Here is a 21,895-nt window from a genome sequence, read left to right on the forward strand (position 1 = left end):
CCGGGGGGACCGGGGCGGCGTTTTTCTTTGAAGGTACGGAGTTGGGCGTTCCCTCTCCCTAACCCTCTCCCTGAAGGGAGAGGGGATATCCGAGTGAGGCGCACTTGCTTACGTCACCGGCGAGCACGGTGTGTTCATTTCGCTCCGAACCGCTCCCTCTCCCTTCAGGGAGAGGGCTGGGGAGAGGGCACTTGCGCTGAAAATCTCAAGCCCGCTCCCAAACCTCGAACGCATAAGCCGGCGTCTCGCCCTCGGCGTCATGCTCGATGCTCGACGCCAGGTGCCAGTGCGCTTCATCCACTTCCGGGAAGTGCGCATCACCCGCCGGGCTCAACCCCACGCGGGTCAGGTACAGCCGTTCGGCGCGCTCCAGTGCCTCACCATAAAGCTGCGCGCCACCGATCAGCATCAGCTCGTCGGCTTCCTCTTCCTTGGCCCACTGTTCGGCCCGCTCCAGCGCGGCGTCGAGGCTGGTGAAGACTTCCGCACCTTCAAGCTTCAGCCCGGCCTGGCGAGTGACTACGATGTTCAGCCGGCCCGGCAGCGGGCGGCCCAGCGAATCCCAGGTCTTGCGGCCCATGATCACCGGCTTGCCCAGGGTCATCGCCTTGAAGTGCTTGAGGTCCTGCGGCAGGTGCCAGGGCAGGCGGTTGTCGACGCCGATCACGCGGTTGTCGGCAAGGGCGGCGATCATCGCCAGGGGCAGGGCTTCGGACATCGTGACTCCAGTGCTGAACATCAGTGGGAACTCCCAGTGCCAGAGGATACCAGCCGCTCGCCCTCGGCGGGGCCGGCGGCGGGCGGAACGCGCATGAAGAAGGTGCCGTCCTCGTTGACCTGGGTGATGCCGGTGGAGAGCACCTTGCGATAGTCCTTGAGGTTGAAGACCAGCGTCTGGTCCGGACGCTCGGCCTTGAGCAGCACCTGCGAGTAGGTGATGAGGATCTCGAAGATCTTCAGGTCCCCCGATTGCAGCCAGATATAGGACGGTCCCGCCTGGCGCGGTGGTTCGAAGGCCAGCGAAGCGGTGCCGGGCTTGGGCGCGAATTTCAGGTGCAGACCCTTGGTGTCCAGCCAGCTGGATTCCACCCGGCCATCGATGCCCACCAGCGGGAAGACCTGGTGGTAGTTCAGGTGCATCACGTTGTCCTGCAGCACCGCACCGGGTCGCTCAAGCGTCACCAGCGAATCCAGGCGCAGGCCCACCAGGCTCATGGCGCCGTAGCTGGGCACGCCGAGCACCTTCACGCTGTCGGGCTGGTAATCGAGGTTGTCGCCGTCGAGCTTCACCGTGCCGGAGAGCCGCAGCGGCAGCCAGGGGCCGAGGCCCAGCGGCTGCACCTCGCCGGCCACCAGCAGGCGGTCGCCCTCGATGCTCAGCTTGAAGTCGCGCAGCATGGTCTCGGGGTAGGCGAGGATGTGTTGGTTGAACAGGTTGGCAAGCTGCTCGGGGTTGAGGATCACCTCGCCCTCGGAGACGTTGATGCGCATGTCCTGCGGGCGGTCGAAGTCGATCGGCTCGCCGGCCTTGAGCGGCACCAGCCAGCCCTTGAGCTGCGGGCTGTGGAAGCCGATGTTGCCCTGGAAGTACATGTCCACGTTGTTCAGCAGGATGCCCACGCCGTCCTGGCCGGAATCGCGCAGGCCGCCCGGCCGGCTGGCCTTGAAGTCCGGCGCCGGCGGCGTCTGCTGGAACCAGCCCTGGCGCAATACGCCCAGTTCACGCTGCTGCTTGTCGATGGCGCTCTCGGCAGCGGCCTGGCCGGCCAGCGCGAGACAGAGCAGGGAAGCGAGGAGGGTTCTCATAGGGCTTTCTCCTCCGGGGCGGGCGCTTTAACGGGCGAGACGGCGATGTGCACCATGCCGTCCTCGCGCAGGCGGATCTCGCCGTACTGCAGCTGGCGGCGGTAGTCGTAGAGATTGAACAGCAGGGGGGCGTCGGGACTCAGGCTGGTGAACAGCGCGTAGGCCTTCACCAGGATGGTCCGCGCCATCTTGATGTCGCCGCCCTCGATGAACATGTAGCTCTTGGGTGCCTTGAGCTGCGGCCATTTCAGCTCGGCCAGATCGTTGCCCAGCAGCAGGTCCATGCCGCCGTCGGCGAGCTTCAGGCTGCTGACGGTGAAGTCCAGGCGCGGCGGCGGGAACAGGCCGTCGAGGTCGACCAGGATGCGGTTGCCGATCAGCTGCATGTGCGCGGTGTGCAGTTGCAGCACCTCGGACATCTCGATGGACGCGGCGGTCAGCGAGGGCGTGACGTCCACGTTGTCGACGAAGATCCGCTGCGGCACCAGCGCCACCTTCAGCGGCCCCGCCTGCTCGATCCCGGTGACCATCCGCAGCGGTCGCCAGCGCCCCTTGCGCAGCAGTTCGCCGTGAACTTCCTGGCCGTCGGCGCGGGTGCTGAGCTTGAGGTTGCGCACCGGCGCGTTGGCGTTACGCAGCTCCTCGTTGAGCAGGCTGGCGAGGGTGGCGTCGGCAACGAAGATGTCCCCGGCCTGAATGCGCGCGACCATGGACTTCGGGTCGTCGAGCATCAGCGGCGTGCTGCTGCCTGCCACCGGGCTCATCTGGATCAGCATCTTGCGGATGAAGAAGCCGATGTCGTCGTGCAGGCGGAAGTCGGTCTGGCTGATCCACAGTTGCGAGGTGTTGCTGGCGGACTGCCGGGCGCTGACGTGGGCGTCCAGCACGCGCGGCGGCACGGCCTGCATCAGCGGGGTGTCAGGGCCCCAGTTGGAAGGGCGCACCGGGGGAGTTTCCACGGCGGCCGCGGTGGCGGCGGCCAGCAGCAGGGGCAAGGCACTGAGCATCGAGCGCAGCATGGCGAGGCCTCATTGTTGTAGTTATCCCCTGAGTCTGAGGCTGGCCGGGCGCGGCGAGAGCCCCTCCTTGGTTTGGTTGACGCCACCGGGTGTTACCGGCGGTGCCGGGACGCGGCGGCGAGCAGCGGTTATCCTTGGGGCCGAGTACCGACTGTCGGAGACCCCGTGAGCGAAACCCCCGCTTCCGCCCTCGAATCCCTGTGGCTGTGCGAGGCCGTGCGCCTGCGCGAGGAGCAGGTCGGCCCGCTGGAAGACAGCGAAGCCAACCGCCGCGCCATCGTCAGCGGCGGTGACCTCGCCCGCCGCCTGCAACAGCGCGCGCTGCTGCTCGCCGAACGCGACGGCCAGCTCGGCGCTCTGCGCACCTGGGTACAGGGCTCGCGCCTGGCGCTTTATCTCTTGCTGGCGCTGGCGCTGTTCACCGGCGGTGGCCTGGCCTTCGCCGCGCTGGGGGACGGCCAGCGCCCGGTGAATGTGTTCTGGGCCCTGGCCAGCCTGCTCGGCCTGCACCTGATCACCCTGATCGGCTGGGCCCTGGCCTTCTTCGCCGGCGGCGAGGCGGCTGGTGCCCTCGGTCGCCTGTGGTTGTGGCTGAGTGGCAAGCTCGCCCGCGACGCGCACGCCGCGCAGCTGGCGCCGGCGCTGCTGGTGCTGCTGGACCGGCAGAAGCTCACGCGTTGGGCGCTCGGCCTGCTGGTCCATGGCCTCTGGTTCGTTGCACTCACGACCGCGCTGGGCGTGATGCTGGCGCTACTGGCGACGCGACGCTACGGCTTCGTCTGGGAGACCACCATTCTCGGCGGCGACACCTTCATTGCGTTGACCCACGGGCTCGGCGCGTTGCCCTCGCTGCTCGGCTTCCCGCAGCCGGATTCGGAGCTGGTGCGCGCCAGCGGCGATGCCCTGGTGGCCAGCGAGAATGCGCGCCACGCCTGGGCCGGCTGGCTGGTGGGCATCCTGCTGGTGTACGGCGTGCTGCTGCGTGGCGCGCTGTGGCTGCTCTGCCTGTGGCAGTGGAAGCGTGGGCGTGCGCAACTGGCGCTGGATGTCTCGCTGCCCGGCTACGCCCTGCTGCGCGAGCGGCTGATGCCGGCCAGCGAGCGTCTGGGCGTCAGCGATGCCGCGCCCGATGAACTGGTCGAACCGCAGGCGCAGGCCCCGGCGGCCACTGCCGATGGCGCGGTGCTGGTCTCCATCGAACTGCTCGACCGGCCCAACTGGCCGCCGAAGCTGCCGGACAGCATCGCCAATGCCGGCGACCTCGATGACGGCGCCCAGCGCCGCCGCCTGCTGGAGCAACTCACCCGCTACCCGCCGGCGCGCCTGGTGATCGCCTGCGACCCACGCCGCTCGCCGGATCGCGGCACCCTGGCGTTGATCGCCGAGCTCTCGCGCTGCGCCGCCGCTACCCGTGTCTGGCTGCTGCAGGCGCCTGCCGGCGAAGCGCTGGACGCCGAGCGCCTGGGCGACTGGCACGCTGGTATCGAGCGGCTGCAACTGCCGCACACCTCGGCGTCCCCGCTGGGCTGGCTGGAGACCGGGCATGACTGATGCGCTGAAACTGGCCGTGGTTGGCCATACCAATGTCGGCAAGACCTCGTTGCTGCGCACCCTGACCCGCGACGTGGGCTTCGGCGAAGTCTCCCACCGACCCAGCACCACGCGGCATGTGGAAGGTGCGCGGTTGTCGGTGGACGGTGAGCCGCTGCTGGAGCTTTACGACACGCCCGGCCTGGAGGACGCCATCGCCCTGCGCGACTTTCTCGACGGCCTGGAGCGGCCTGGCGAACGCCTGGATGGTTCGGAGAAACTGCGGCGCTTCCTCGATGGCAGCGAGGCTCGCGGTCGGTTCGAGCAGGAAGCCAAGGTGCTGCGCCAGTTGCTCGCTTCCGACGCCGGCCTCTACGTGATCGACGCCCGCGAGCCGGTGCTGGCCAAGTACCGCGACGAACTGGCGGTACTCGCCGCCTGTGCTCGACCCTTGTTACCAGTACTCAACTTCGTCGCCAGCCCGCAGCATCGCGAGGAGCAGTGGCGCGAGGCGTTGTCCCGTCTCGGCCTGCATGCATTGGTGCGTTTCGACAGCGTGGCGCCGCCGCTGGACGGCGAACGGCGCCTGTACGAAAGCCTGGCGCTGCTGCTGGAGCGTGCGCGCCCGCAGCTGGATCGGCTGGTGGCCGATCACGAGGCCCAGGCCGTCGCCCGTCGTGAGGCTGGTGCGCGGCTGATCGCCGAAATGCTGGTGGATGTCGCCGCCTGCCGCCAACTGGTGCCCGCTGGCGATGCCGCGGTGCGGGATGCCACCGAGACGCTGCGCAACCAGGTGCGCAAGCGCGAAGACACCTGCGTGAAGGCGCTGCTCAGCCTCTACGCGTTCCGCAAGGACGACGCTCGCGCAGTCGACCTCCCGCTGATGGATGGCCGCTGGGGCGACGACCTGTTCAACCCGGAAACCCTGCGGCAGCTGGGCATTCGCCTCGGCGGCGGTGTCGCGGCCGGTGCGGCGGCGGGGGCGGGGATCGACCTGCTGGTGGGTGGCCTGACCCTGGGTGCGGCCACTGCGCTGGGCGCCATCGCTGGTGGCGCCTGGCAGACCGTCGGCCATTACGGCCAGCGCCTGCTGGGCAAGCTCAAAGGCAGCCGCGAGCTTTCCGTGGACGACAGCGTGCTGCGCTTGCTGGCGCTGAGGCAGCGGCAATTGCTGGCGGCCTTGCAGGTTCGCGGGCATGCGGCGGTGGAAGCGATCCACCTGCAGTCGCCGGAAGACAAGCAATGGCGCGAAGGCAAGCTGCCCGAGGCGCTTCGCAAGGCGCGGGCGCATCCGGAATGGTCGGGTCTCAATGGCAAGCGGCGCAGCGAGAAGACCGAGCGGCAGGAGGCGGTAGCGCAGTTGGTCACGCAGTTGCTCGAACCGTAAATGCGGTGTGGCGGCGGTTCGCGAGCGAGCTCGCTCCTACAGGGGCGCCGCTCTTCTGTAGGAGCGAGCTTGCTCGCGAATACTCCTAAACCAGCGAAACCATCTCCACCTCGGCCGTCCCATCGACCACGGTCAGGATCGCCAACGCGATCGGCAACTTGAACCGCCGTGGCCCCGCGCTGCCCGGATTCAGATACAGCACCCCATCGCGCACCTCGTTCAGCGGCTTGTGGGAATGCCCCGCCAGCACCACATCAATGCCCTCGGCCGCCGGATCGATGGCCAACTGCTTGAGGTCGTGGATCAGGTAGAGCCGCAATCCCCCCAGCTCCAGCAGCAAGGTTTCCTGCAGCGCGGCGGCCCAGTCGTCAGTGTCGTTGTTGCCGCGCACCACCTCCAGCGGCGCGAGTTCGCGTAGCTGATCCAGCAGCGAGGCAGGGCCGATATCGCCCAGGTGCAAGATGCGTTCGCAGCCTTGCAATGCCGCCAGCGCTTCGGGGCGCAGCAAGCCGTGGGTGTCGGCGATGACGCCGATGCGCAGGGAAGTGGTCATGCAGGGGAGCATAAACGACGACGCCACCCGAAGGTGGCGTCGTGGCGGATCAGCCGTTGTGCGAGGCCTTGGCGGCTTCGGACTCGGGCAGGAACCAGTTCAGCAGCAGGGCGCAGATGCCGCCGGTGGCAACGCCGGACTCCAGCACGTTGCGGATCGCGTGGGGCATGTGCGCGAGGAACTCGGGCACCTGCGAGATGCCCAGGCCCAGCGCCAGGCTGACGGCGATGATCAGCAGCGCGCGGCGGTCCAGGTGGGTGCCGGCGAGGATGTTGATGCCCGAGGCGGCGACCGCGCCGAACATCACCATCACTGCGCCGCCGAGCACCGGCTCGGGAACGGCCTGGATCACGCCGGCCACGCTGGGGAACAGGCCCAGCACGATCAGCATCGCGGCGATCCACAGGCCGACGTGGCGGCTGGCGACGCCGGTCAGCTGGATCACACCGTTGTTCTGCGCGAACACCGAGCTGGGGAAGGTATTGAACAGGCCGGCCAGCAGCGAGTTGGCGCCGTTCACCAGCACGCCACCCTTGATGCGCTGCATCCACAGCGGGCCTTCGACCGGCTGCTTGGATATCTTGCTGGTGGCGGTGACGTCACCAATGGCTTCCAGCGAAGTGACCAGGTAGATCACCAGCATCGGGATGAACAGGCTCCAGGAGAAGCCCACACCAAAATGCAGCGGCACCGGGACCTGGAAGGCCGGCGCCTCGTGCATGCCGGTGAAGTCCAGGCGGCCCAGGTAGCCGGCCAGCGCATAGCCCACGGCCAGGGCGATGACGATGGCGCCGCTGCGCATCCATACCACCGGAATGCGGTTGAGGATGACGATGATCGCCAGCACCAGGCCCGACAGCATCAGGTTCTCGCCGTTGGCGAAGGTGCCGTTGGCCATGGCCGAGAAGCCGCCGCCCATGCTGATCAGGCCAACCTTGATCAGGGTCAGGCCGATCATCAGCACCACGATGCCGGTAACCAGTGGGGTGATCAGGCGCTTCACGAAGGGCAGGATGCGCGACACGCCCATCTCCACGAAGGAGCCGGCCATGACCACGCCGAAGATGGCCGCCATCACTGCTTCCACCGGGGTGCCGTTCTTCACCATCAGCGCACCGCCAGCGATCAGCGGACCGACGAAGTTGAAGCTGGTGCCCTGGACGATCAAGAGGCCCGCGCCGAACGGCCCGAAGCGCTTGCACTGGACGAAGGTGGCGATGCCGGAAATCACCAGCGACATCGACACGATCAGGTTGGTATCGCGCGGCGAAACCCCCAGCGCCTGGCAGATCAGCAGGCCGGGGGTGACGATCGGCACGATGATCGCCAGCAGGTGCTGCAGCGCCGCCAGCAGGGCGATGGGCAGGGCGGGGCGGTCTTCCAGGCCGTAGACCAGGTCGGGCTGGTCCTTGGCGGCGGACGGGTTCTCGAGGGAGCTCATGGGCGGCGGTCCGGGAAAAAAGAGCGCGATTTTACTGGCCCACGGCGGGATCGCACAGTGCCATGAGGCAAGGAGGGATGAGTGGACTGGCGGAACTTGGCTGCGGCTCTGTCAGATACGCCCGGCTGTGGGCCTCGTCGGGCCGTAATTCGCTGAAATTTCAGCGCTGCATGGGAGAGCGATCTGAATGATGGCTTGAGCGGGCGTGGCTTCACTGCACTGCATCCGGCGCCAATGACGGTTCCGGCTCCATCCCAAGAAGGATTTAGCGATGAAGAAAGTGCAGAACGGTTTCACCCTGATCGAGTTGATGATTGTTGTGGCGATAATCGGAATCCTCGCCTCCGTTTCACTTCCGCTGTATTCCAACTACTCCTCGCGTTCCCACGCCGCTGCGGCGATCGCGGAGCTCTCCGGTGCGAAAACGTCGGTGGGCGTTTGCATTGCGGAGAGCGGAGGCAAGAAAGACTGCAATAGCGGCGAGTTCGGGATTCCTGCCAGCATTTCCACTGAAAACGTTTCCGGGTACTCCGTGGTGCAGGGTGTCATCGAGGTTACAACTAGTGCGACTGATGCTGGTGGCAACAATCTGAAAATGAAGATGACTCCGTCAGTGGACAAGGCAAACATTCAGTGGGATGTAGAGGGTACGATCTGCAATGAGGATCGTGGCATCAAGCCTGGCACCGGCGGCTGCGCCAAAGCGAAGGAGGGCTGATCAGAGTCTTCATCGAGCAGGAAAGGCCCGGCAGTTGCCGGGCCTTTTACATGCAGATCTCGGAGTCGCAGGAACCTGTAGGAGCGAGCTTGCTCGCGAACAGTGCTTGCCGGTGCCCCGAGGCTGGGCCGGTTCGCGAGCAAGCTCGCTCCTACGAAAAAGCGCCGCGATCCGAATAAAAAAGCCCGGCGTATGCCGGGCTTTTTCATGTCACCACAGGACTCAACCGTCCAGCAGCGCCTTGTCGCGCACCGCGCCCTTGTCGGCGCTGGTGGCCAGCAGGGCGTAGGCCTTCAGTGCGGTGCTCACCTTGCGCGCGCGCGGTTGAGCCGGCTTCCAGCCCTTCTTGTCCTGTTCGGCACGGCGGGCGGCCAGTTCTTCATCGCTCACCAGCAGGTTGATGCTGCGGTTGGGGATGTCGATCAGCACCTTGTCGCCGTCCTGCACCAGGCCGATGGCGCCGCCAGCGGCAGCTTCCGGCGAGGCGTGGCCGATGGACAGGCCCGAGGTGCCGCCAGAGAAGCGGCCGTCGGTGAGCAGGGCGCAGTCCTTGCCCAGACCCTTGGACTTCAGGTAGCTGGTCGGGTACAGCATTTCCTGCATGCCCGGGCCGCCTTTCGGGCCTTCGTAGCGGATGATCACGATGTCGCCCGGCTTCACTTCGTCGGCGAGGATGCCCTTCACGGCGCCGTCCTGGCTTTCGAAGATCTTCGCGCGGCCTTCGAAGACGTGGATGGATTCGTCCACGCCAGCGGTCTTCACCACGCAGCCATCGAGGGCGATGTTGCCGTACAGCACGGCGAGGCCGCCTTCCTGGGAGTAGGCGTGCTCGACGCTGCGGATGCAGCCTTCGGCGCGGTCATCGTCCAGGGTGTCCCAACGGGTGCTCTGGCTGAAGGCCACTTGCGTGGGGATGCCGGCAGGGCCGGCCTTGAAGAAGGTGTGGACCTTCTCGTCCTGGGTCTGGGTGATGTCCCACTCGGCGATGGCGTCGGCCATGCTCGGGCTGTGCACGGTCGGTACGTCGGTGTGCAGCAGGCCGCCACGGGCCAGTTCGCCGAGAATGGAGAAGATGCCACCGGCACGGTGCACGTCTTCCATGTGGTACTTCTGGATGTTCGGCGCGACCTTGCACAGCTGCGGTACCTTGCGCGACAGGCGATCGATGTCGCGCAGGTCGAAGGCGATCTCCGCCTCCTGGGCGGCGGCCAACAGGTGCAGGATGGTGTTGGTCGAGCCGCCCATGGCGATGTCCAGGGTCATGGCGTTCTCGAACGCCTTGAAGCTGGCGACATTGCGCGGCAGCACGGACTCGTCGCCTTCGCCGTAGTAGCGCTGGCACAGCTCGACGGCCAGGCGGCCGGCGCGCAGGAACAGCTGCTCGCGGTCGGCGTGGGTGGCCAGGGTCGAACCGTTGCCCGGCAGCGACAGGCCCAGGGCTTCAGTCAGACAGTTCATCGAGTTGGCGGTGAACATGCCGGAGCACGAACCGCAGGTCGGGCAGGCGCTGCGCTCGTACTCGGCGACTTTTTCGTCGGAGCAGGAGTCATCGGCGGCGACCACCATGGCGTCCACCAGGTCCAGGCCGTGGTTGGCCAGCTTGGTCTTGCCGGCTTCCATCGGGCCGCCGGAGACGAACACTACCGGGATATTCAGGCGCAGGGCGGCCATCAGCATGCCGGGGGTGATCTTGTCGCAGTTGGAGATGCAGACGATGGCGTCGGCGCAGTGGGCGTTGACCATGTATTCCACGGAGTCGGCGATGATCTCGCGCGACGGCAGGGAATAGAGCATACCGTCATGGCCCATGGCGATGCCGTCGTCCACGGCGATGGTGTTGAATTCCTTGGCCACGCCGCCGTGCTTTTCGATCTCGCGGGCGACCAGTTGGCCCAGGTCCTTCAGGTGCACGTGGCCGGGCACGAACTGGGTGAAGGAGTTGGCGATGGCGATGATCGGCTTCTTGAAGTCTTCGTCCTTCATCCCGGTGGCGCGCCACAGAGCACGGGCGCCGGCCATGTTGCGGCCATGGGTGGAGGTTTTCGAGCGGTAATCGGGCATGACAGGTTCCTGCGCATCAGGTCACGGTGGGAGTCGATCCGGGTCTTCTGTGCGGCGGCGTACAGCGGGTAGGGCTGGCCGGCGAGACCTTGAGCAGACTCTAAGTCGTATCGTGAGCGCGGTACGCACCGGATGCAAACAGCAGATGGCCTTGCATGGGCGAGGTCGGCACGGGGCGTGGCGGGGTCACCGCCTGCTCGGCCGGGGCTCACAGGCCCGCCGGGGGATAAATGGCAGGAATGGGCCCGATTCTACGCCGGCCCTTGCTGCCAGGGAAAGGCTGGCGGTCGGCGCGGGCCATAGACTTTCGCCGCGCTGGCGTGGTCAGAATGGCCATTGATGCGTCTTGGTCCCGTTCGTTGAAGGAGCAATCCATGAAAATCATCCCCATCGCACTGCTGGCCGCAGTCTTCGCCGGTAGCGTGCAGGCCTCGTCCGACGCGGCCTGGCAGGCGCAGGACAAGCAGCAGCGCGCGGCCTGCCTGGCGCTGAGTCATCTGCAGAACAAGCAGGTGCTGGGCGCGCCGGTGCTGTTCGACGACAGCGTTGGCTACACGGCGCTGATGATTGGTGGGACTTATGCGCAGAAGCACCTGAAGGGCAAGCCGGGCCGCGAGCTGTGCCTGTTCGAGCGCAAGACCGGCAAGGCGGTGATCAGCGAGGCGGATTCGCTGATGCCGATCAAGTGACGGGGTTATCCGCCAAACCCGCCGGCCGCTGGTAGCAGCCGGCTGATAAGGCGTTCCGCTTTAATCGCCCTGCGCCGAGAAAAGAAGAACGGGGCGCTTCCGTCAGGAGGCGCCCCGTTTTCCGTGCCGTTCAGCCTCAGCCGTTGGGCAGCAGGCGGACGGTCAGGCTCTTGATGTAGCGGGTTTCCGGGATCGCCAGGTGGACCGGGTGGTCCGGGCCCTGGCCGCCGCGCTCGAGCAGCTGGATGTTGCGGTCCAGGTGGCGGGCGCTGCCGAGCAGGATGTTCTGCAGGTCGTCCTCGGGCAGATGCATCGAGCAGGACGCGCTGACCAGCACGCCGTCCTTGGACAGCAGGCGCATGGCTTGTTCGTTGAGGCGGCGGTAGGCGGCTTCGCCGTTCTTCAGGTCCTTCTTGCGTTTGATGAAGGCGGGCGGGTCGGCAACGATCACATCGAAGCGCTCGTCGGCGGCCTTCAGCTCGCGCAGGGCATCGAACACGTCGCCTTCCACGCAGGCGACCTTCTCGGCCAGGCCGTTGAGGGTGGCGTTGCGCTCCACGCCATCAAGGGCGAAGCCGGAGGCATCGACACACATCACTTCGCTGGCGCCGAAGGCCGCGGCCTGGATGCCCCAGCCGCCGATGTAGCTGAACAGGTCGAGTACACGCTTGCCCTGCACATAGGGCTGCAGGCGGGCGCGGTTCATGCGGTGGTCGTAGAACCAGCCGGTCTTCTGACCGGCCAGTACAGGGGCCTCGAACTTGACGCCGTTCTCTTCCAGGGCGACCCATTCCGGGACTTCGCCGTAGGCGTTCTCGACGTAGCGCTCCAGGCCTTCGGCGTCACGGGCGCTGGAGTCGTTTTTCCACAGCACGGCGCTGGGCTTGAGCACTTGCAGGAGGGCGGCGAGCACGTCGTCGCGGTGCTTCTCCATGGTCGCCGAGGCGAGCTGGAGCACCAGCACGTCGCCGAAACGGTCCACTACCAGACCTGGGAGCAGGTCGGAGTCACCGTAGACCAGGCGATAGAAGGGCTTGTCGAACAGGCGGTCGCGCAGGCTAAGGGCGACGTTCAGGCGATGAACCAGCAGGGATTTGTCGAGAACGTGCTTGGTATCGCGGGAAATCAGACGGGCGCAGATGAGGTTGTTCGGGCTCATCGCGACGATGCCCAGCGGCTTGCCGTTGGCCATTTCGAGGATGGCCTGCTCGCCGGCGCCGAAACCGTTCAGCGGGGTGGCGGCGACGTCCACCTCGTTGCTGTAGACCCACAGGTGGCCGGCGCGCAGGCGGCGCTCGGCGTTGGCTTTCAGACGCAGGCTGGGCAGGGTCATGGGGAAGGCTCCGGCAAAAGAGCGGGATTATAGCGCAGCGGCGTGCGCCGCCGGAGCACGGCGCACGCGCTTTTGATCGGGTCAGGCGGCCAGGGTTTCGATCAGCTGCTTGTTGAAGGCGGGGATATCGTCGGGCTTGCGGCTGCTGATCAGATGCCCGTCCTTGACCACCTGGCGGTCGACCCAGTGGCCGCCGGCATTGTTGATGTCGTCCTTGAGCGAGTTCCAGCTGGTCAGGGTCTTGCCCTTCACCAGCCCCGCGGAGACCAGCAGCCAGGCGCCATGGCAGATCACCGCGATGGGTTTGTCGGCCTGGGCGGCCTTCTGCACGATTTCCTGGGCCTTGGGCAGGTTGCGGATCTGGTCGGCGTTGATCACCCCGCCCGGCAACAGGACGGCGTCGTACTCGTCGATACGGGCGGTTTCGAAGGTGCCGTCGACCTTGAAGCTGTCCGCGGGCTGGTCGTGGTTCCAGCCGCGCACCTTGTCCTTGCTGTCGGAGAGGATCTTCACCTTGGCGCCGGCCTTTTTCAGGGCGTCGCGGGGGCCGGTCAGCTCCACCTGCTCGAAACCGTCGGTGACCAGGATGGCAATGGTCTTGCCTTTGAGTGTCTGGCTCATGGCTTGTCTCCCATTTCTTCCGTTTGGGTGTAAAGGTTCCGACACAGTCGCCGATGAAAGTTCAATCAAAAGCAGTCCTTCCAGACGCCTCGGCTCTGGGTAAACTGTGCACCCTGTCAACTTTCATCAGCGCACCCATGTCCCAAGAACTCTCCGCCGAACAGATCCGTCAGGCCCTGCAGGGCATCAGCGTGCCGCCGCAGCCGCAGATCATGGTTGACCTGCAGATGGAGCAGTTCATGCCCAACCCGGACCTGAAGGCGATCGCCAAGCTGATCAGCCAGGACCCGGGGCTGTCCGGTGCACTGCTGAAGCTGGTGAACTCGCCGTTCTTCGGCCTGGCCAACCGCATCACCTCGATCCAGCGCGCGGTGAACCTGCTGGGTAGCCGCTCGGTGATCAACCTGATCAACGCCCAGTCGATCAAGGGCGAGATGACCGACGACACCATCGTCACCCTCAACCGCTTCTGGGACACCGCCCAGGACGTGGCCATGAGCTGCCTGACCCTGGCCAAGCGCATTGGCTACGAGTCGGTGGACGAGGCCTACGCGCTGGGGCTGTTCCACAACTGCGGCATCCCGCTGATGCTCAAGCGCTTTCCGCACTACATGTCGGTGCTGGAGGAGGCCTACGCCAGCGCGAGCGATGAGCGTCGCGTGGTGGACACCGAGAACCGCGTGCTGAACACCAACCATGCGGTGGTCGGCTACTTCACCGCGCGCTCCTGGCGCCTGCCTGAGCACGTCTGCGAGGCCATCGCCAACCATCACAACGCGCTGTCGATCTTCAGCGAGGACAACTGTCGCGATACCCAGCTGAAGAACCTGCTGGCGATCCTGAAGATGGCCGAACACATCTGCGGCTCCTACCGCGTGCTGGGCAACCAGGACGAGGACCACGAGTGGGAGAGCGTGCGCGCGCTGGTGCTGGATTACGTCGGGCTCAGCGAGTACGACTTCGAGAACCTCAAGGCGAGCATTCTCGAGTTGGGTGTGGGGCAAGGGACGTACTGACCTGCGACCCTGGAGCGGTGACTGGTCATCGCGGATAAATCCGCCTTACGCGGCGTGAGGCTCCCTTCTTTCGTGTAGGAGCGAGCTTGCTCGCGAACCGCTCAGCGCCGTAGCCACCGGGAAATCTGTTCGCGAGCAAGCTCGCTCCTACAAGGTGGGCAGAGCGCCGAATTAGCCTTCAGATATGAAAAAGCCGGGCATCTGCCCGGCTTTTTCGTTCAACGTCGGCGATCAGTCGAGCATGTCGCTGAAGCGCGCGTCCTTCTTGTAGGCAATGGTCTGGCTGAAGCCGGGGACCTGGATGCCCTGGTCGCTGATCTCGATGGATTGCTCGTCGATCATGTCGTTGCCGAAGTTGTAGATGATCTCGAAGCGGCCCTGGGTGGCGGCTTCGTCGTACTGCCGGGCGGCAGCACGAGTCGCTTCGCGGCGGCTCTGGTAGTCGGCGAAGGCAGCGTCGCCATGGCGCTTGCGCAGCATCTTCTCGGTGATGGCCGGCGACAGCAGTACGCCGGTGGCGTTGTTGCCGCCGAAGCCCTTGGAGTTGATGAAGCACACTTCCAGGTCGTCGCGGCGCACGTCGCTGTTGGACAGGGCGATATGGTCCTTGAAGACGTCGTCGGCGAAGGTGTCCACGGTCTTGATGCCGGGAATCACGCCGTAGCGGAAGGTGCCCAGGGCGGAGATCAGCTGGTCGGCGCTGGCGGTGGCCAGAGAGTGGCCGACGAAGGCTTTCACTGCGGTGACTGGCCAGCCTTCGATGCCGAAGGCGGTAGCGACGCGGTCGAGGATTTCCGATTCGGTGACGCGGTTGGCCGGGGTGCTGGAACCGTGTGCATGGACGAAGCTGTGCTGGCGCACGCTCTTCTCGCCAACGATCTGCGCGGCGGCGGCCACGGCTTTGGCCATGGTCAGGTAGTTGCCCGGGCCGGGAGCGGAGATGGACTTCTTGAAGCCGTCGGCGTTGATGAATACGTCCGGCACCGAACCGTGGATGTCGGCGCCCAGCTCCAGGGCCAGGGCGTCGTCCATCAGCACCACGTACTGCGCGGACTCGGCGAGGGAGAAGCCGCAGTTGTCGCCGAACGGGCGGCTGGCGCGGCGGAAGTCGACGTCGTCGCGGCCTTCGATCAGGCGGAGGCCTTCTTCGGTGGCCAGCGCGCCCATGGCGGCGTAGCCCTCGATGATCTCGGAGGTAATCGGCGCTTCGGCGTTGCCGACGATGGCCACGCGGGCCTGGCCGGTGGTGATGACGTCGATGCCTTTCTGCAGGTTGTACAGGAAGGTGGCGCAGGCGCCGGTGACGCTGCCGGTCATGCCGACACTGCCCAGTACGTAGGCGTTGATGAAGTCGGTGGGCATGCTGTTGAAGCCCAGCGGCAGCTGCTTGGCCGACACGCGATGGCCACGCAGGCGCGATTGCAGCAGGCCGCCGAAGCCGTTCTCGTCCAGCTGGCTCATGATGCTGCTGGAGAACACGGCAATTTCGTCAGGCTGCACGGCGTTGCAGATGGTCTTCCAGTCGATGCCGGTCGAGCGCACCGCGTCAGTCGCGGCAACTACGGACATCTGCAGGCCGCGCGGATGGAAGCGCGAGTTGTACAGCTCGCCCGGCTCGAAGCCGGTGGGCAGCTGGCCGGCGGACTTCACCGGCAGTGCGCGGTAGCTGTCGACCTTGAACTCGCAGCTGTCGTGCAGGGTAACGCGGACTTCGCCGCCTTCGAGTTCTTCCACCGACCAGTTGGCCGGCAGTGGCTCGGGCAGTTGCTTGCGCAGGGTGGTGAAGGTCACCGGGCCGCCGGCCGCGCTGACGGTCAGGCTCTTGTGGCAGTGCGCGGCGTCGACGTCGAGGTATTGCAGCTCGATGCGACGGATCAGGGTGGACTGGCGAATCTGCTGCCCGAAGCGCTGCTCGATGGCGGCGAGGTCGAGGCTGTTGCTGTCGGCGTCCTGGTACTGGCCATCGACGACCTTGACCAGTTTCATCATCACCGCGAGACCGGCGAGGGTTTCCTGGCGGGCGGCGCTCTCCATGGATTCGAGAACGGTGCGGCGGAACCCATGGTGGAAGGAACTGCGGCCTGCCGCGTTATATCCACCAAAACCAACGATGACCGGTAGTCGAGACATCTCTCGGAAACTCCTTCAGCAAGTGCATCTTGCGCACCGGACGACGGTGGCCCATGGAGGGGCAGCCCGGTGGCACAAAGCCAGGCGGTGGCTTCTAGTGATTCGGAATGCTTTAGCTGACGAGGATCATGACCGCCGAGTCACGCTCGCGCCAGGAATTGTCGGAAGAAGGCGACGAGTTTCCGGGCAGATCGTGCAGGAGTCTCCTAACGAAAACGGGAGCCTTGAGGGCTCCCGTTTCGATGTTGCCTTTGCTGAGCAGGGGCTTAGCGGTACTCGATGCCAGTCTTCTTGGTGCTGACACGTGTGCCGGATTTGCCCTGGGTAATGGCGACGATGTTTTCCAGCGAGCCGATCACCGCGTCCTTGCCGGTGGCGCGGGCAAATTCCATCGCGGCCATGACTTTCGGCCCCATGGAGCCGGCGGCGAAGCCGAGGCGCTCCAGTTCGTCCGGGTGAGCCTGGGCGATGGCTTTCTGGGTGGGTTTGCCCCAGTCGATGTAAGCCGCGTCCACGTCAGTGGCAATGATCAGGATGTCAGCCGACAGTTCCTGGGCCAGCAGCGAGGAGCACAGGTCCTTGTCGATCACCGCTTCGACGCCGGAGAGTTTCTTGCCGGATTCGTCGTACATGGTCGGGATGCCGCCGCCACCTGCGCAGATGACGATGGTGCCTTTCTCCAACAGCCACTTGACCGGGCGAATCTCGAAGATGCGCTTCGGGCGCGGGCTGGCGACTACACGACGGAACTTGTCGCCGTCCGGAGCGATGCTCCAGCCTTTCGCCTTGGCCAGGGCTTCGGCTTCTTCCTTCGAATAGACAGGGCCGATCGGCTTGGTCGGGTTCTGGAAGGCCGGGTCCTTGGCGTCCACTTCAACCTGGGTGAGGATGGTGGCGAACGGTACTTCGAACGGCAGCAGGTTGCCCATTTCCTGTTCGATCATGTAGCCGATCATGCCTTCGGTTTCGGCGCCGAGGACGTCCAGCGGATACGGGGCGACTTTCTCATAGGCTGCACCCTGCAGGGCGAGCAGGCCAACTTGCGGCCCGTTGCCGTGGGCGATCACCAGTTCGTTGCCGGGGGCGACCTTGGCGATCTGCTCGGCGGCGATCCGAACGTTCAGGCGTTGATTGTCAGCAGTCATGGGCTCGCCACGACGCAGCAGGGCATTACCGCCCAATGCGACGACGATACGCATATTCAGTACCTCCGAAAGAGTGGAAACGCCCCCGGACCGGCTCTCTGGCGCGGCCCGGGGGCGGCCCGGCATTACATGTCGGCGAGGGTCGAAACGAGGATTGCCTTGATGGTGTGCATGCGGTTTTCCGCTTGCTCGAAGGCAATGTTGTACGGGGATTCGAAGACGTCTTCGGTCACTTCGATGCCGTTCTTCAGGTTCGGGTACTTGGCGGCGATTTCCTTGCCGACCTTGGTCTCGCTGTTGTGGAAGGCGGGCAGGCAGTGCATGAACTTCACGCGCGGGTTGCCGGCGGCTTTCATCATGTCCATGTTGACCTGATAGGGCAGCAGTTCAGTGATGCGTTCGCCCCAGGCTTCCACCGGTTCACCCATGGAAACCCAGACATCGGTGTGGATGAAGTCCACGCCCTTGACGGCTTCTTTCGGGTCTTCGGTGATGGTCAGGCGGGCACCGCTTTCCTCGGCGAATTTCTTGCAGGCGGCGACGTGTTCGTCGGTCGGCCACAGCTCCTTCGGTGCGGCGATGCGTACGTCCATGCCCAGCTTGGCGCCGATCAGCAGCAGGGAGTTACCCATGTTGTTGCGGGCGTCGCCCAGGTAGGCGTAGCTGATGTCGTGCAGCGGTTTGTCGCTGTGCTCACGCATGGTCAGCACGTCGGCCAGCATCTGGGTCGGGTGGTACTCGTCGGTGAGGCCGTTGAACACCGGTACGCCGGCGTATTTGGCCAGTTCTTCGACGATTTCCTGCTTGAAGCCACGGTACTCGATGGCGTCATACATGCGGCCCAGTACGCGGGCGGTGTCCTTCATCGACTCCTTGTGGCCGATCTGCGAGGAGTTCGGGTCGATGTAGGTGACATTGGCGCCCTGGTCATAGGCGGCGACTTCGAAGGCGCAACGGGTGCGGGTCGAGGTCTTCTCGAAGATCAGCGCAATGTTGTTGCCTTTCAGGTGCTGTTGCTCGGTACCGGTGTACTTGGCGCGCTTCAGGTCGCGGGACAGGTCGAGCAGATAGCGCAACTCGCGAGTGCTGTGGTGCATCAGGCTGAGCAGGTTGCGGTTGTGCATATTGAAAGCCATGTTCGTTCTCCTTGTGGGATGGAATCTTGGCCTCGTCAGTACAGCTCGTGGCTGGCGGGGCGGGCGGCCCTGGCTATAGGGCCGCCTCTTCAGTACGTTGCGCTCTGTTGGGTGTAGCTGGTTTCTTAGTAATCGACCGGATCGCGGATGATCGGGCAGGTCATGCAGTGACCGCCGCCACGGCCCCGGCCCAGTTCGCCGGCGCTGATGGTGATGACTTCCACGCCAGCCTTGCGCAGCAGGGTATTGGTGTAGGTGTTGCGGTCATAACCGACTACCACGCCCGGCTCCAGGCAGACCACGTTGTTGCCGTCGTCCCACTGCTCGCGCTCGGCGGCGAAGCTGTTGCCGCCGGTTTCGACGACGCGCAGTTTCTTCAGGCCCAGGCTCTCGGCAACGACGGTCATGAAGTCCTTGTCTTCGCGCTGGACGTTGATGCCGTAGGGGCTCTTCTCGTCCGGGCGCAGGGTGAAGGCAACGATCTCTTTCACCACTTCCGGGAAGACGGTGACCAGGTCGCGGTCGCAGAAGGTGAAGACGGTGTCCAGGTGCATCGCGGCGCGGGACTTGGGCAGGCCGGCAACGATGACTTTCTCGGCAGCGCCTTTGGCGAACAGTGCCTGGGCAACCTGGCCGATGGCCTGGCGGGAGGAACGCTCACCCATACCGATCAGCACGACACCGTTGCCGATGGGCATGACGTCGCCGCCTTCGAGGGTGGACATGCCGTGATCCTTGTCCGGATCGCCGTACCAGACTTCGAATTCGGCGTTGGTGAATTCCGGGTGGAACTTGTAGATCGCGGTGGTCAGCAGGGTTTCCTGACGTCGCGCCGGCCAGTACATCGGGTTCAGGGTCACACCACCGTAGATCCAGCAGGTGGTGTCACGGGTGAACTGGGTGTTGGGCAGCGGCGGCAGCAGGAAGCTGGAGTGGCCCAGGTAGTCGCGGTACATCTTCAGCGCCTTGGCGCCTTCGCTTTCCGGGATGTCATCGGAAGCCACGCCGCCAATGAGGAACTCTGCCAGCTTGCGAGGCTCCAGGCTTTCGAGCCAGCCGCGCAGTTCCTGGGTCAGGCCCACGCCAACGCTGTCATTGGTGATCTTGCGATCGAGGATCCATTTGAGGGCTTCGGGGTTCTGGACGGTCTCGGTCAGCAGGTTGTGCATTTCGAGGACGTCGATGCCACGCTCGCGCATCTTGGTGACGAAGTCGAAGTGGTCGCGCTTCGCCTGATTCACCCAGATAACGTCGTCGAACAGCAACTCGTCGCAGTTGCTCGGGGTCAGGCGTTGATGGGCGAGTCCAGGCGAGCAGACCATCACTTTGCGTAGTTTGCCAGCTTCAGAATGGACGCCAAGTTTGGTTTTTTCCGTGCTCATGAGATGTCTCCAGGAGTTACAGAGTGAGGAAGCCGTCGTAGAGGCCATAGGCCGCGATCAGTGCACCGATCACGACTACTGCGAAGATGAGCTTCTCGACATTGGTGAAGATGGGTTGACCCACTTCGTGTTTCGCTTTGGCGAAGAGGATGACGCCGGGCGCGTACAGCAGCGCCGACAGCAGCAGGTACTTCAGGCCACCTGCATAGATCAGCCACACCGCGTAGAGAACCGAGATACCGGCGATGATCAGGTCTTTGGTGCGGTCAGCCGAGTCGGTCTCGTAGGTCTCGCCCTTGACTGCCAGCAGCAGGCCATAGGCTGCGGACCAGAAGTACGGGATGAGGATCATCGAGGTCGCCAGCAGCAGCATCTTGGTGTACGGGTCCATTTCGCCGTCGGCACTGCCGGAGGTGAAGAACACGATGACCAGGAAGACCTGCACGCAGATGTTGGTCAGCCAGAGGGCGTTGGCCGGCACCTGGTTGGCGTTCTCCTTGCGGAGGAACTCCGGCATGGTGTGGTCCTTGGCGGCGGCGAACATGATCTCGGCGCACAGCAGGACCCAGGAGAGCAGGGCACCCAGCAGGGAGATGAGCAGGCCGACGCTGATCAGGACCGCGCCCCAGTGGCCGACCACATGCTCCAGCACCAGCGCCATCGACGGGTTCTGCAGCTTGGCCAGTTCCGGCTGGGTCATCACGCCCATGGACAGCACGTTCACCAGTACCAGCAGCAGCAGGACGGTGATGAAGCCGATCACGGTGGCCTTACCGACGTCCGAACGTTTTTCCGCACGGGAGGAGAAGATGCTCGCGCCCTCGATGCCGATGAACACCCACACGGTGACCAGCATCATGTTGCGCACCTGGTTCATCACGCTGCCCAGGTCAGGATTGCTCTTGCCCCAGATGTCGGCGGTGAAGATGTCCAGCTTGAAGGCGAACAGGCAGATCAGGATGAACAGGAACAGCGGGACGATCTTCGCCACCGTGGTGATGGTGTTGATGAACGCCGCTTCCTTGATACCGCGCAGCACCAGGAAGTGCAGGGCCCACAAGAGGATCGACGCACAGACGATCGCCGCGACGGTGTCACCTTTGCCGAAGATCGGGAAGAAGTAGCCCAGGGTGCTGAACAGCAGGAGGAAGTAACCGACGTTGCCCAGCCAGGCGCTGATCCAATAACCCCAGGCCGAGGAGAAGCCCATGTAGTCACCGAAACCGGCCTTGGCGTAGGCGTACACACCACCGTCAAGTTGGGGTTTGCGGTTGGCCAGGGTCTGGAAGACGAAGGCCAGGGTCAGCATGCCGACCGCGGTGATGGCCCAACCGATGAGAATGGCGCCAACGTCTGCGCTGGCGGCCATGTTTTGCGGAAGGGAGAAAATGCCCCCCCCGATCATGGAGCCTACGACCAGGGCTGTCAGCGCGCCGAGTCGTAGTTTTTGGCTGCTTTCTTGCGACATTTAGGAATCTCCCTATAGGAAGTTGGAGAGTGGGGCTATTAGGCGCCTGTCCCCGGGGCTTGCCCCTGATTCAGGTCAATAGCTTGCTATCCAATGTATTGGGCAGTACTTCCTGCTCTGCCCACCCCGGATAAACCATAGGAGAGGTTTTGCATTAGCGCCCGATTTAGAGGGGATTTCGTGAAGATTTGAGCGCGGTTTCATGACCGCAGAATGGCAGTCGATTTTGCAGGCCCGCGGCGGGCGCGCCGTTGCGCTTGATTCACAGGTGCACGCAGGCACAGGACCGCTATGTAGGAAAGTCCTGAACGAAGGTGCGGAAGGTGAGAATTGGCCGGGGCAGGATCACTGCACCCGGCGATGCGCCTGTCGAATCGAAGGCACGAGATGGCAAGAAGCCCGAAGGACACCGCCGGGTTCGTGGCCCGGCGGGCGCGACGTGACGGGCACGCCGCGAGAT

At 64.8% G+C, this 21,895-nt stretch carries 18 protein-coding genes; 5 read left to right on the plus strand and 13 right to left on the minus strand.

Features of this window, described 5'->3' with window-relative positions; all coding sequences use genetic code 11:
- Window positions 1-205 precede the first annotated feature (205 nt).
- From AC2T4A_RS06685 to AC2T4A_RS06695, 3 genes are read right to left on the minus strand one after another with little or no spacing between them, the layout of a single operon-like run.
- Window positions 206-718: a dihydrofolate reductase gene (locus tag AC2T4A_RS06685; RefSeq protein ID WP_416749000.1), complete on the minus strand. Its 513-nt coding sequence runs from the start codon at window positions 716-718 to the stop codon at window positions 206-208.
- A gap of 20 nt (window positions 719-738) precedes the next feature.
- Window positions 739-1,806 carry a hypothetical protein gene (locus tag AC2T4A_RS06690; RefSeq protein WP_486742949.1) on the minus strand — a complete coding sequence of 356 codons (1,068 nt, stop codon included), beginning with the start codon at window positions 1,804-1,806 and terminating at the stop codon, window positions 739-741.
- Window positions 1,803-2,825, minus strand: a complete 1,023-nt coding sequence (locus tag AC2T4A_RS06695) for a hypothetical protein (protein ID WP_486742950.1) — start codon at window positions 2,823-2,825, stop codon at window positions 1,803-1,805. Before AC2T4A_RS06695 ends, AC2T4A_RS06690 begins: the two co-directional genes overlap by 4 nt.
- A gap of 165 nt (window positions 2,826-2,990) precedes the next feature.
- Between AC2T4A_RS06695 and AC2T4A_RS06700 the strand changes: the two genes are divergently transcribed.
- Together AC2T4A_RS06700 and AC2T4A_RS06705 are read left to right on the plus strand one after the other, a co-directional pair.
- Window positions 2,991-4,376 carry a DUF2868 domain-containing protein gene (locus AC2T4A_RS06700; RefSeq protein ID WP_486742951.1) on the plus strand — a complete coding sequence of 462 codons (1,386 nt, stop codon included), beginning with the start codon at window positions 2,991-2,993 and terminating at the stop codon, window positions 4,374-4,376.
- On the plus strand, window positions 4,369-5,742 hold the full coding sequence (locus tag AC2T4A_RS06705) for a GTPase/DUF3482 domain-containing protein (RefSeq protein WP_486742952.1): 1,374 nt from the start codon (window positions 4,369-4,371) through the stop codon (window positions 5,740-5,742). The genes AC2T4A_RS06700 and AC2T4A_RS06705 overlap by 8 nt, the downstream gene beginning before the upstream one ends.
- Window positions 5,743-5,827: 85 nt before the next feature.
- Here AC2T4A_RS06705 and AC2T4A_RS06710 read toward each other — a convergent pair whose 3' ends face one another.
- Together AC2T4A_RS06710 and AC2T4A_RS06715 are read right to left on the minus strand one after the other, a co-directional pair.
- Complete coding sequence (locus AC2T4A_RS06710; RefSeq protein ID WP_486742953.1) at window positions 5,828-6,295, minus strand: metallophosphoesterase family protein; 468 nt, start codon at window positions 6,293-6,295, stop codon at window positions 5,828-5,830.
- 49 nt (window positions 6,296-6,344) lie between these two features.
- On the minus strand, window positions 6,345-7,736 hold the full coding sequence (locus AC2T4A_RS06715; protein ID WP_478377713.1) for a nucleobase:cation symporter-2 family protein: 1,392 nt from the start codon (window positions 7,734-7,736) through the stop codon (window positions 6,345-6,347).
- A 271-nt stretch (window positions 7,737-8,007) separates the two neighbouring features.
- Here AC2T4A_RS06715 and AC2T4A_RS06720 point away from each other — a divergent pair, with 271 nt between their 5' ends.
- Entirely contained in the window at window positions 8,008-8,454 is a 447-nt protein-coding gene (locus tag AC2T4A_RS06720) for a pilin (protein WP_486742954.1), read from the plus strand.
- 222 nt (window positions 8,455-8,676) lie between these two features.
- Here AC2T4A_RS06720 and ilvD read toward each other — a convergent pair whose 3' ends face one another.
- Window positions 8,677-10,515 carry a dihydroxy-acid dehydratase gene (gene ilvD, locus AC2T4A_RS06725; RefSeq protein WP_486742955.1) on the minus strand — a complete coding sequence of 613 codons (1,839 nt, stop codon included), beginning with the start codon at window positions 10,513-10,515 and terminating at the stop codon, window positions 8,677-8,679.
- A gap of 374 nt (window positions 10,516-10,889) precedes the next feature.
- Between ilvD and AC2T4A_RS06730 the strand changes: the two genes are divergently transcribed.
- Window positions 10,890-11,204, plus strand: a complete 315-nt coding sequence (locus AC2T4A_RS06730) for a hypothetical protein (protein WP_416749017.1) — start codon at window positions 10,890-10,892, stop codon at window positions 11,202-11,204.
- Window positions 11,205-11,340: 136 nt separating this feature from the next.
- Here the strand turns inward: AC2T4A_RS06730 and AC2T4A_RS06735 are convergent, their stop codons facing one another.
- A complete protein-coding gene (locus tag AC2T4A_RS06735; RefSeq protein ID WP_486742956.1) occupies window positions 11,341-12,537 on the minus strand; it encodes a class I SAM-dependent rRNA methyltransferase in 1,197 nt (398 codons plus the stop codon).
- Between the two features lie 81 nt (window positions 12,538-12,618).
- Complete coding sequence (locus AC2T4A_RS06740; RefSeq protein ID WP_416749019.1) at window positions 12,619-13,158, minus strand: type 1 glutamine amidotransferase domain-containing protein; 540 nt, start codon at window positions 13,156-13,158, stop codon at window positions 12,619-12,621.
- Window positions 13,159-13,349: 191 nt separating this feature from the next.
- On the opposite strand from AC2T4A_RS06740, the gene AC2T4A_RS06745 reads away from it, so the two are divergent.
- Window positions 13,350-14,174: an HDOD domain-containing protein gene (locus AC2T4A_RS06745; protein ID WP_478377752.1), complete on the plus strand. Its 825-nt coding sequence runs from the start codon at window positions 13,350-13,352 to the stop codon at window positions 14,172-14,174.
- Window positions 14,175-14,405: 231 nt separating this feature from the next.
- Here AC2T4A_RS06745 and AC2T4A_RS06750 read toward each other — a convergent pair whose 3' ends face one another.
- The 5 genes from AC2T4A_RS06750 to arcD form a co-directional block, all read right to left on the minus strand.
- On the minus strand, window positions 14,406-16,304 hold the full coding sequence (locus tag AC2T4A_RS06750) for a beta-ketoacyl synthase (protein WP_478377716.1): 1,899 nt from the start codon (window positions 16,302-16,304) through the stop codon (window positions 14,406-14,408).
- 266 nt (window positions 16,305-16,570) lie between these two features.
- Window positions 16,571-17,503, minus strand: coding sequence for a carbamate kinase (gene arcC, locus AC2T4A_RS06755; protein WP_416749023.1), 933 nt, complete (start codon window positions 17,501-17,503; stop codon window positions 16,571-16,573).
- Between the two features lie 71 nt (window positions 17,504-17,574).
- Complete coding sequence (locus AC2T4A_RS06760; protein WP_416749025.1) at window positions 17,575-18,585, minus strand: ornithine carbamoyltransferase; 1,011 nt, start codon at window positions 18,583-18,585, stop codon at window positions 17,575-17,577.
- A 125-nt stretch (window positions 18,586-18,710) separates the two neighbouring features.
- Window positions 18,711-19,967, minus strand: a complete 1,257-nt coding sequence (arcA, locus tag AC2T4A_RS06765; protein WP_205338016.1) for an arginine deiminase — start codon at window positions 19,965-19,967, stop codon at window positions 18,711-18,713.
- A 16-nt stretch (window positions 19,968-19,983) separates the two neighbouring features.
- The gene (gene arcD, locus AC2T4A_RS06770; RefSeq protein WP_416749028.1) at window positions 19,984-21,435 is read right to left on the minus strand and encodes an arginine-ornithine antiporter; all 1,452 of its coding nucleotides are present in this window, start codon (window positions 21,433-21,435) and stop codon (window positions 19,984-19,986) included.
- Between the last annotated feature and the right edge of the window lie 460 nt (window positions 21,436-21,895).

The sequence above is a fragment of the Pseudomonas sp. PVC-3-1 genome (assembly GCF_057444315.1).

What these genes read in the sequence shown, in the direction of transcription:
- AC2T4A_RS06730 (WP_416749017.1), top strand. Translation starts at nt 10,890, where the DNA reads ATGAAAATCATCCCCATCGCACTGCTGGCCGCAGTCTTCGCCGGTAGC.
- AC2T4A_RS06715 (WP_478377713.1), bottom strand. Translation starts at nt 7,736, where the DNA reads ATGAGCTCCCTCGAGAACCCGTCCGCCGCCAAGGACCAGCCCGACCTG.
- AC2T4A_RS06695 (WP_486742950.1), bottom strand. Translation starts at nt 2,825, where the DNA reads ATGCTGCGCTCGATGCTCAGTGCCTTGCCCCTGCTGCTGGCCGCCGCC.
- AC2T4A_RS06690 (WP_486742949.1), bottom strand. Translation starts at nt 1,806, where the DNA reads ATGAGAACCCTCCTCGCTTCCCTGCTCTGTCTCGCGCTGGCCGGCCAG.
- AC2T4A_RS06750 (WP_478377716.1), bottom strand. Translation starts at nt 16,304, where the DNA reads ATGTCTCGACTACCGGTCATCGTTGGTTTTGGTGGATATAACGCGGCA.
- arcA (WP_205338016.1), bottom strand. Translation starts at nt 19,967, where the DNA reads ATGAGCACGGAAAAAACCAAACTTGGCGTCCATTCTGAAGCTGGCAAA.
- AC2T4A_RS06710 (WP_486742953.1), bottom strand. Translation starts at nt 6,295, where the DNA reads ATGACCACTTCCCTGCGCATCGGCGTCATCGCCGACACCCACGGCTTG.
- AC2T4A_RS06760 (WP_416749025.1), bottom strand. Translation starts at nt 18,585, where the DNA reads ATGGCTTTCAATATGCACAACCGCAACCTGCTCAGCCTGATGCACCAC.
- AC2T4A_RS06740 (WP_416749019.1), bottom strand. Translation starts at nt 13,158, where the DNA reads ATGAGCCAGACACTCAAAGGCAAGACCATTGCCATCCTGGTCACCGAC.
- AC2T4A_RS06735 (WP_486742956.1), bottom strand. Translation starts at nt 12,537, where the DNA reads ATGACCCTGCCCAGCCTGCGTCTGAAAGCCAACGCCGAGCGCCGCCTG.
- AC2T4A_RS06720 (WP_486742954.1), top strand. Translation starts at nt 8,008, where the DNA reads ATGAAGAAAGTGCAGAACGGTTTCACCCTGATCGAGTTGATGATTGTT.
- AC2T4A_RS06705 (WP_486742952.1), top strand. Translation starts at nt 4,369, where the DNA reads ATGACTGATGCGCTGAAACTGGCCGTGGTTGGCCATACCAATGTCGGC.
- arcC (WP_416749023.1), bottom strand. Translation starts at nt 17,503, where the DNA reads ATGCGTATCGTCGTCGCATTGGGCGGTAATGCCCTGCTGCGTCGTGGC.
- arcD (WP_416749028.1), bottom strand. Translation starts at nt 21,435, where the DNA reads ATGTCGCAAGAAAGCAGCCAAAAACTACGACTCGGCGCGCTGACAGCC.
- AC2T4A_RS06685 (WP_416749000.1), bottom strand. Translation starts at nt 718, where the DNA reads ATGTCCGAAGCCCTGCCCCTGGCGATGATCGCCGCCCTTGCCGACAAC.
- ilvD (WP_486742955.1), bottom strand. Translation starts at nt 10,515, where the DNA reads ATGCCCGATTACCGCTCGAAAACCTCCACCCATGGCCGCAACATGGCC.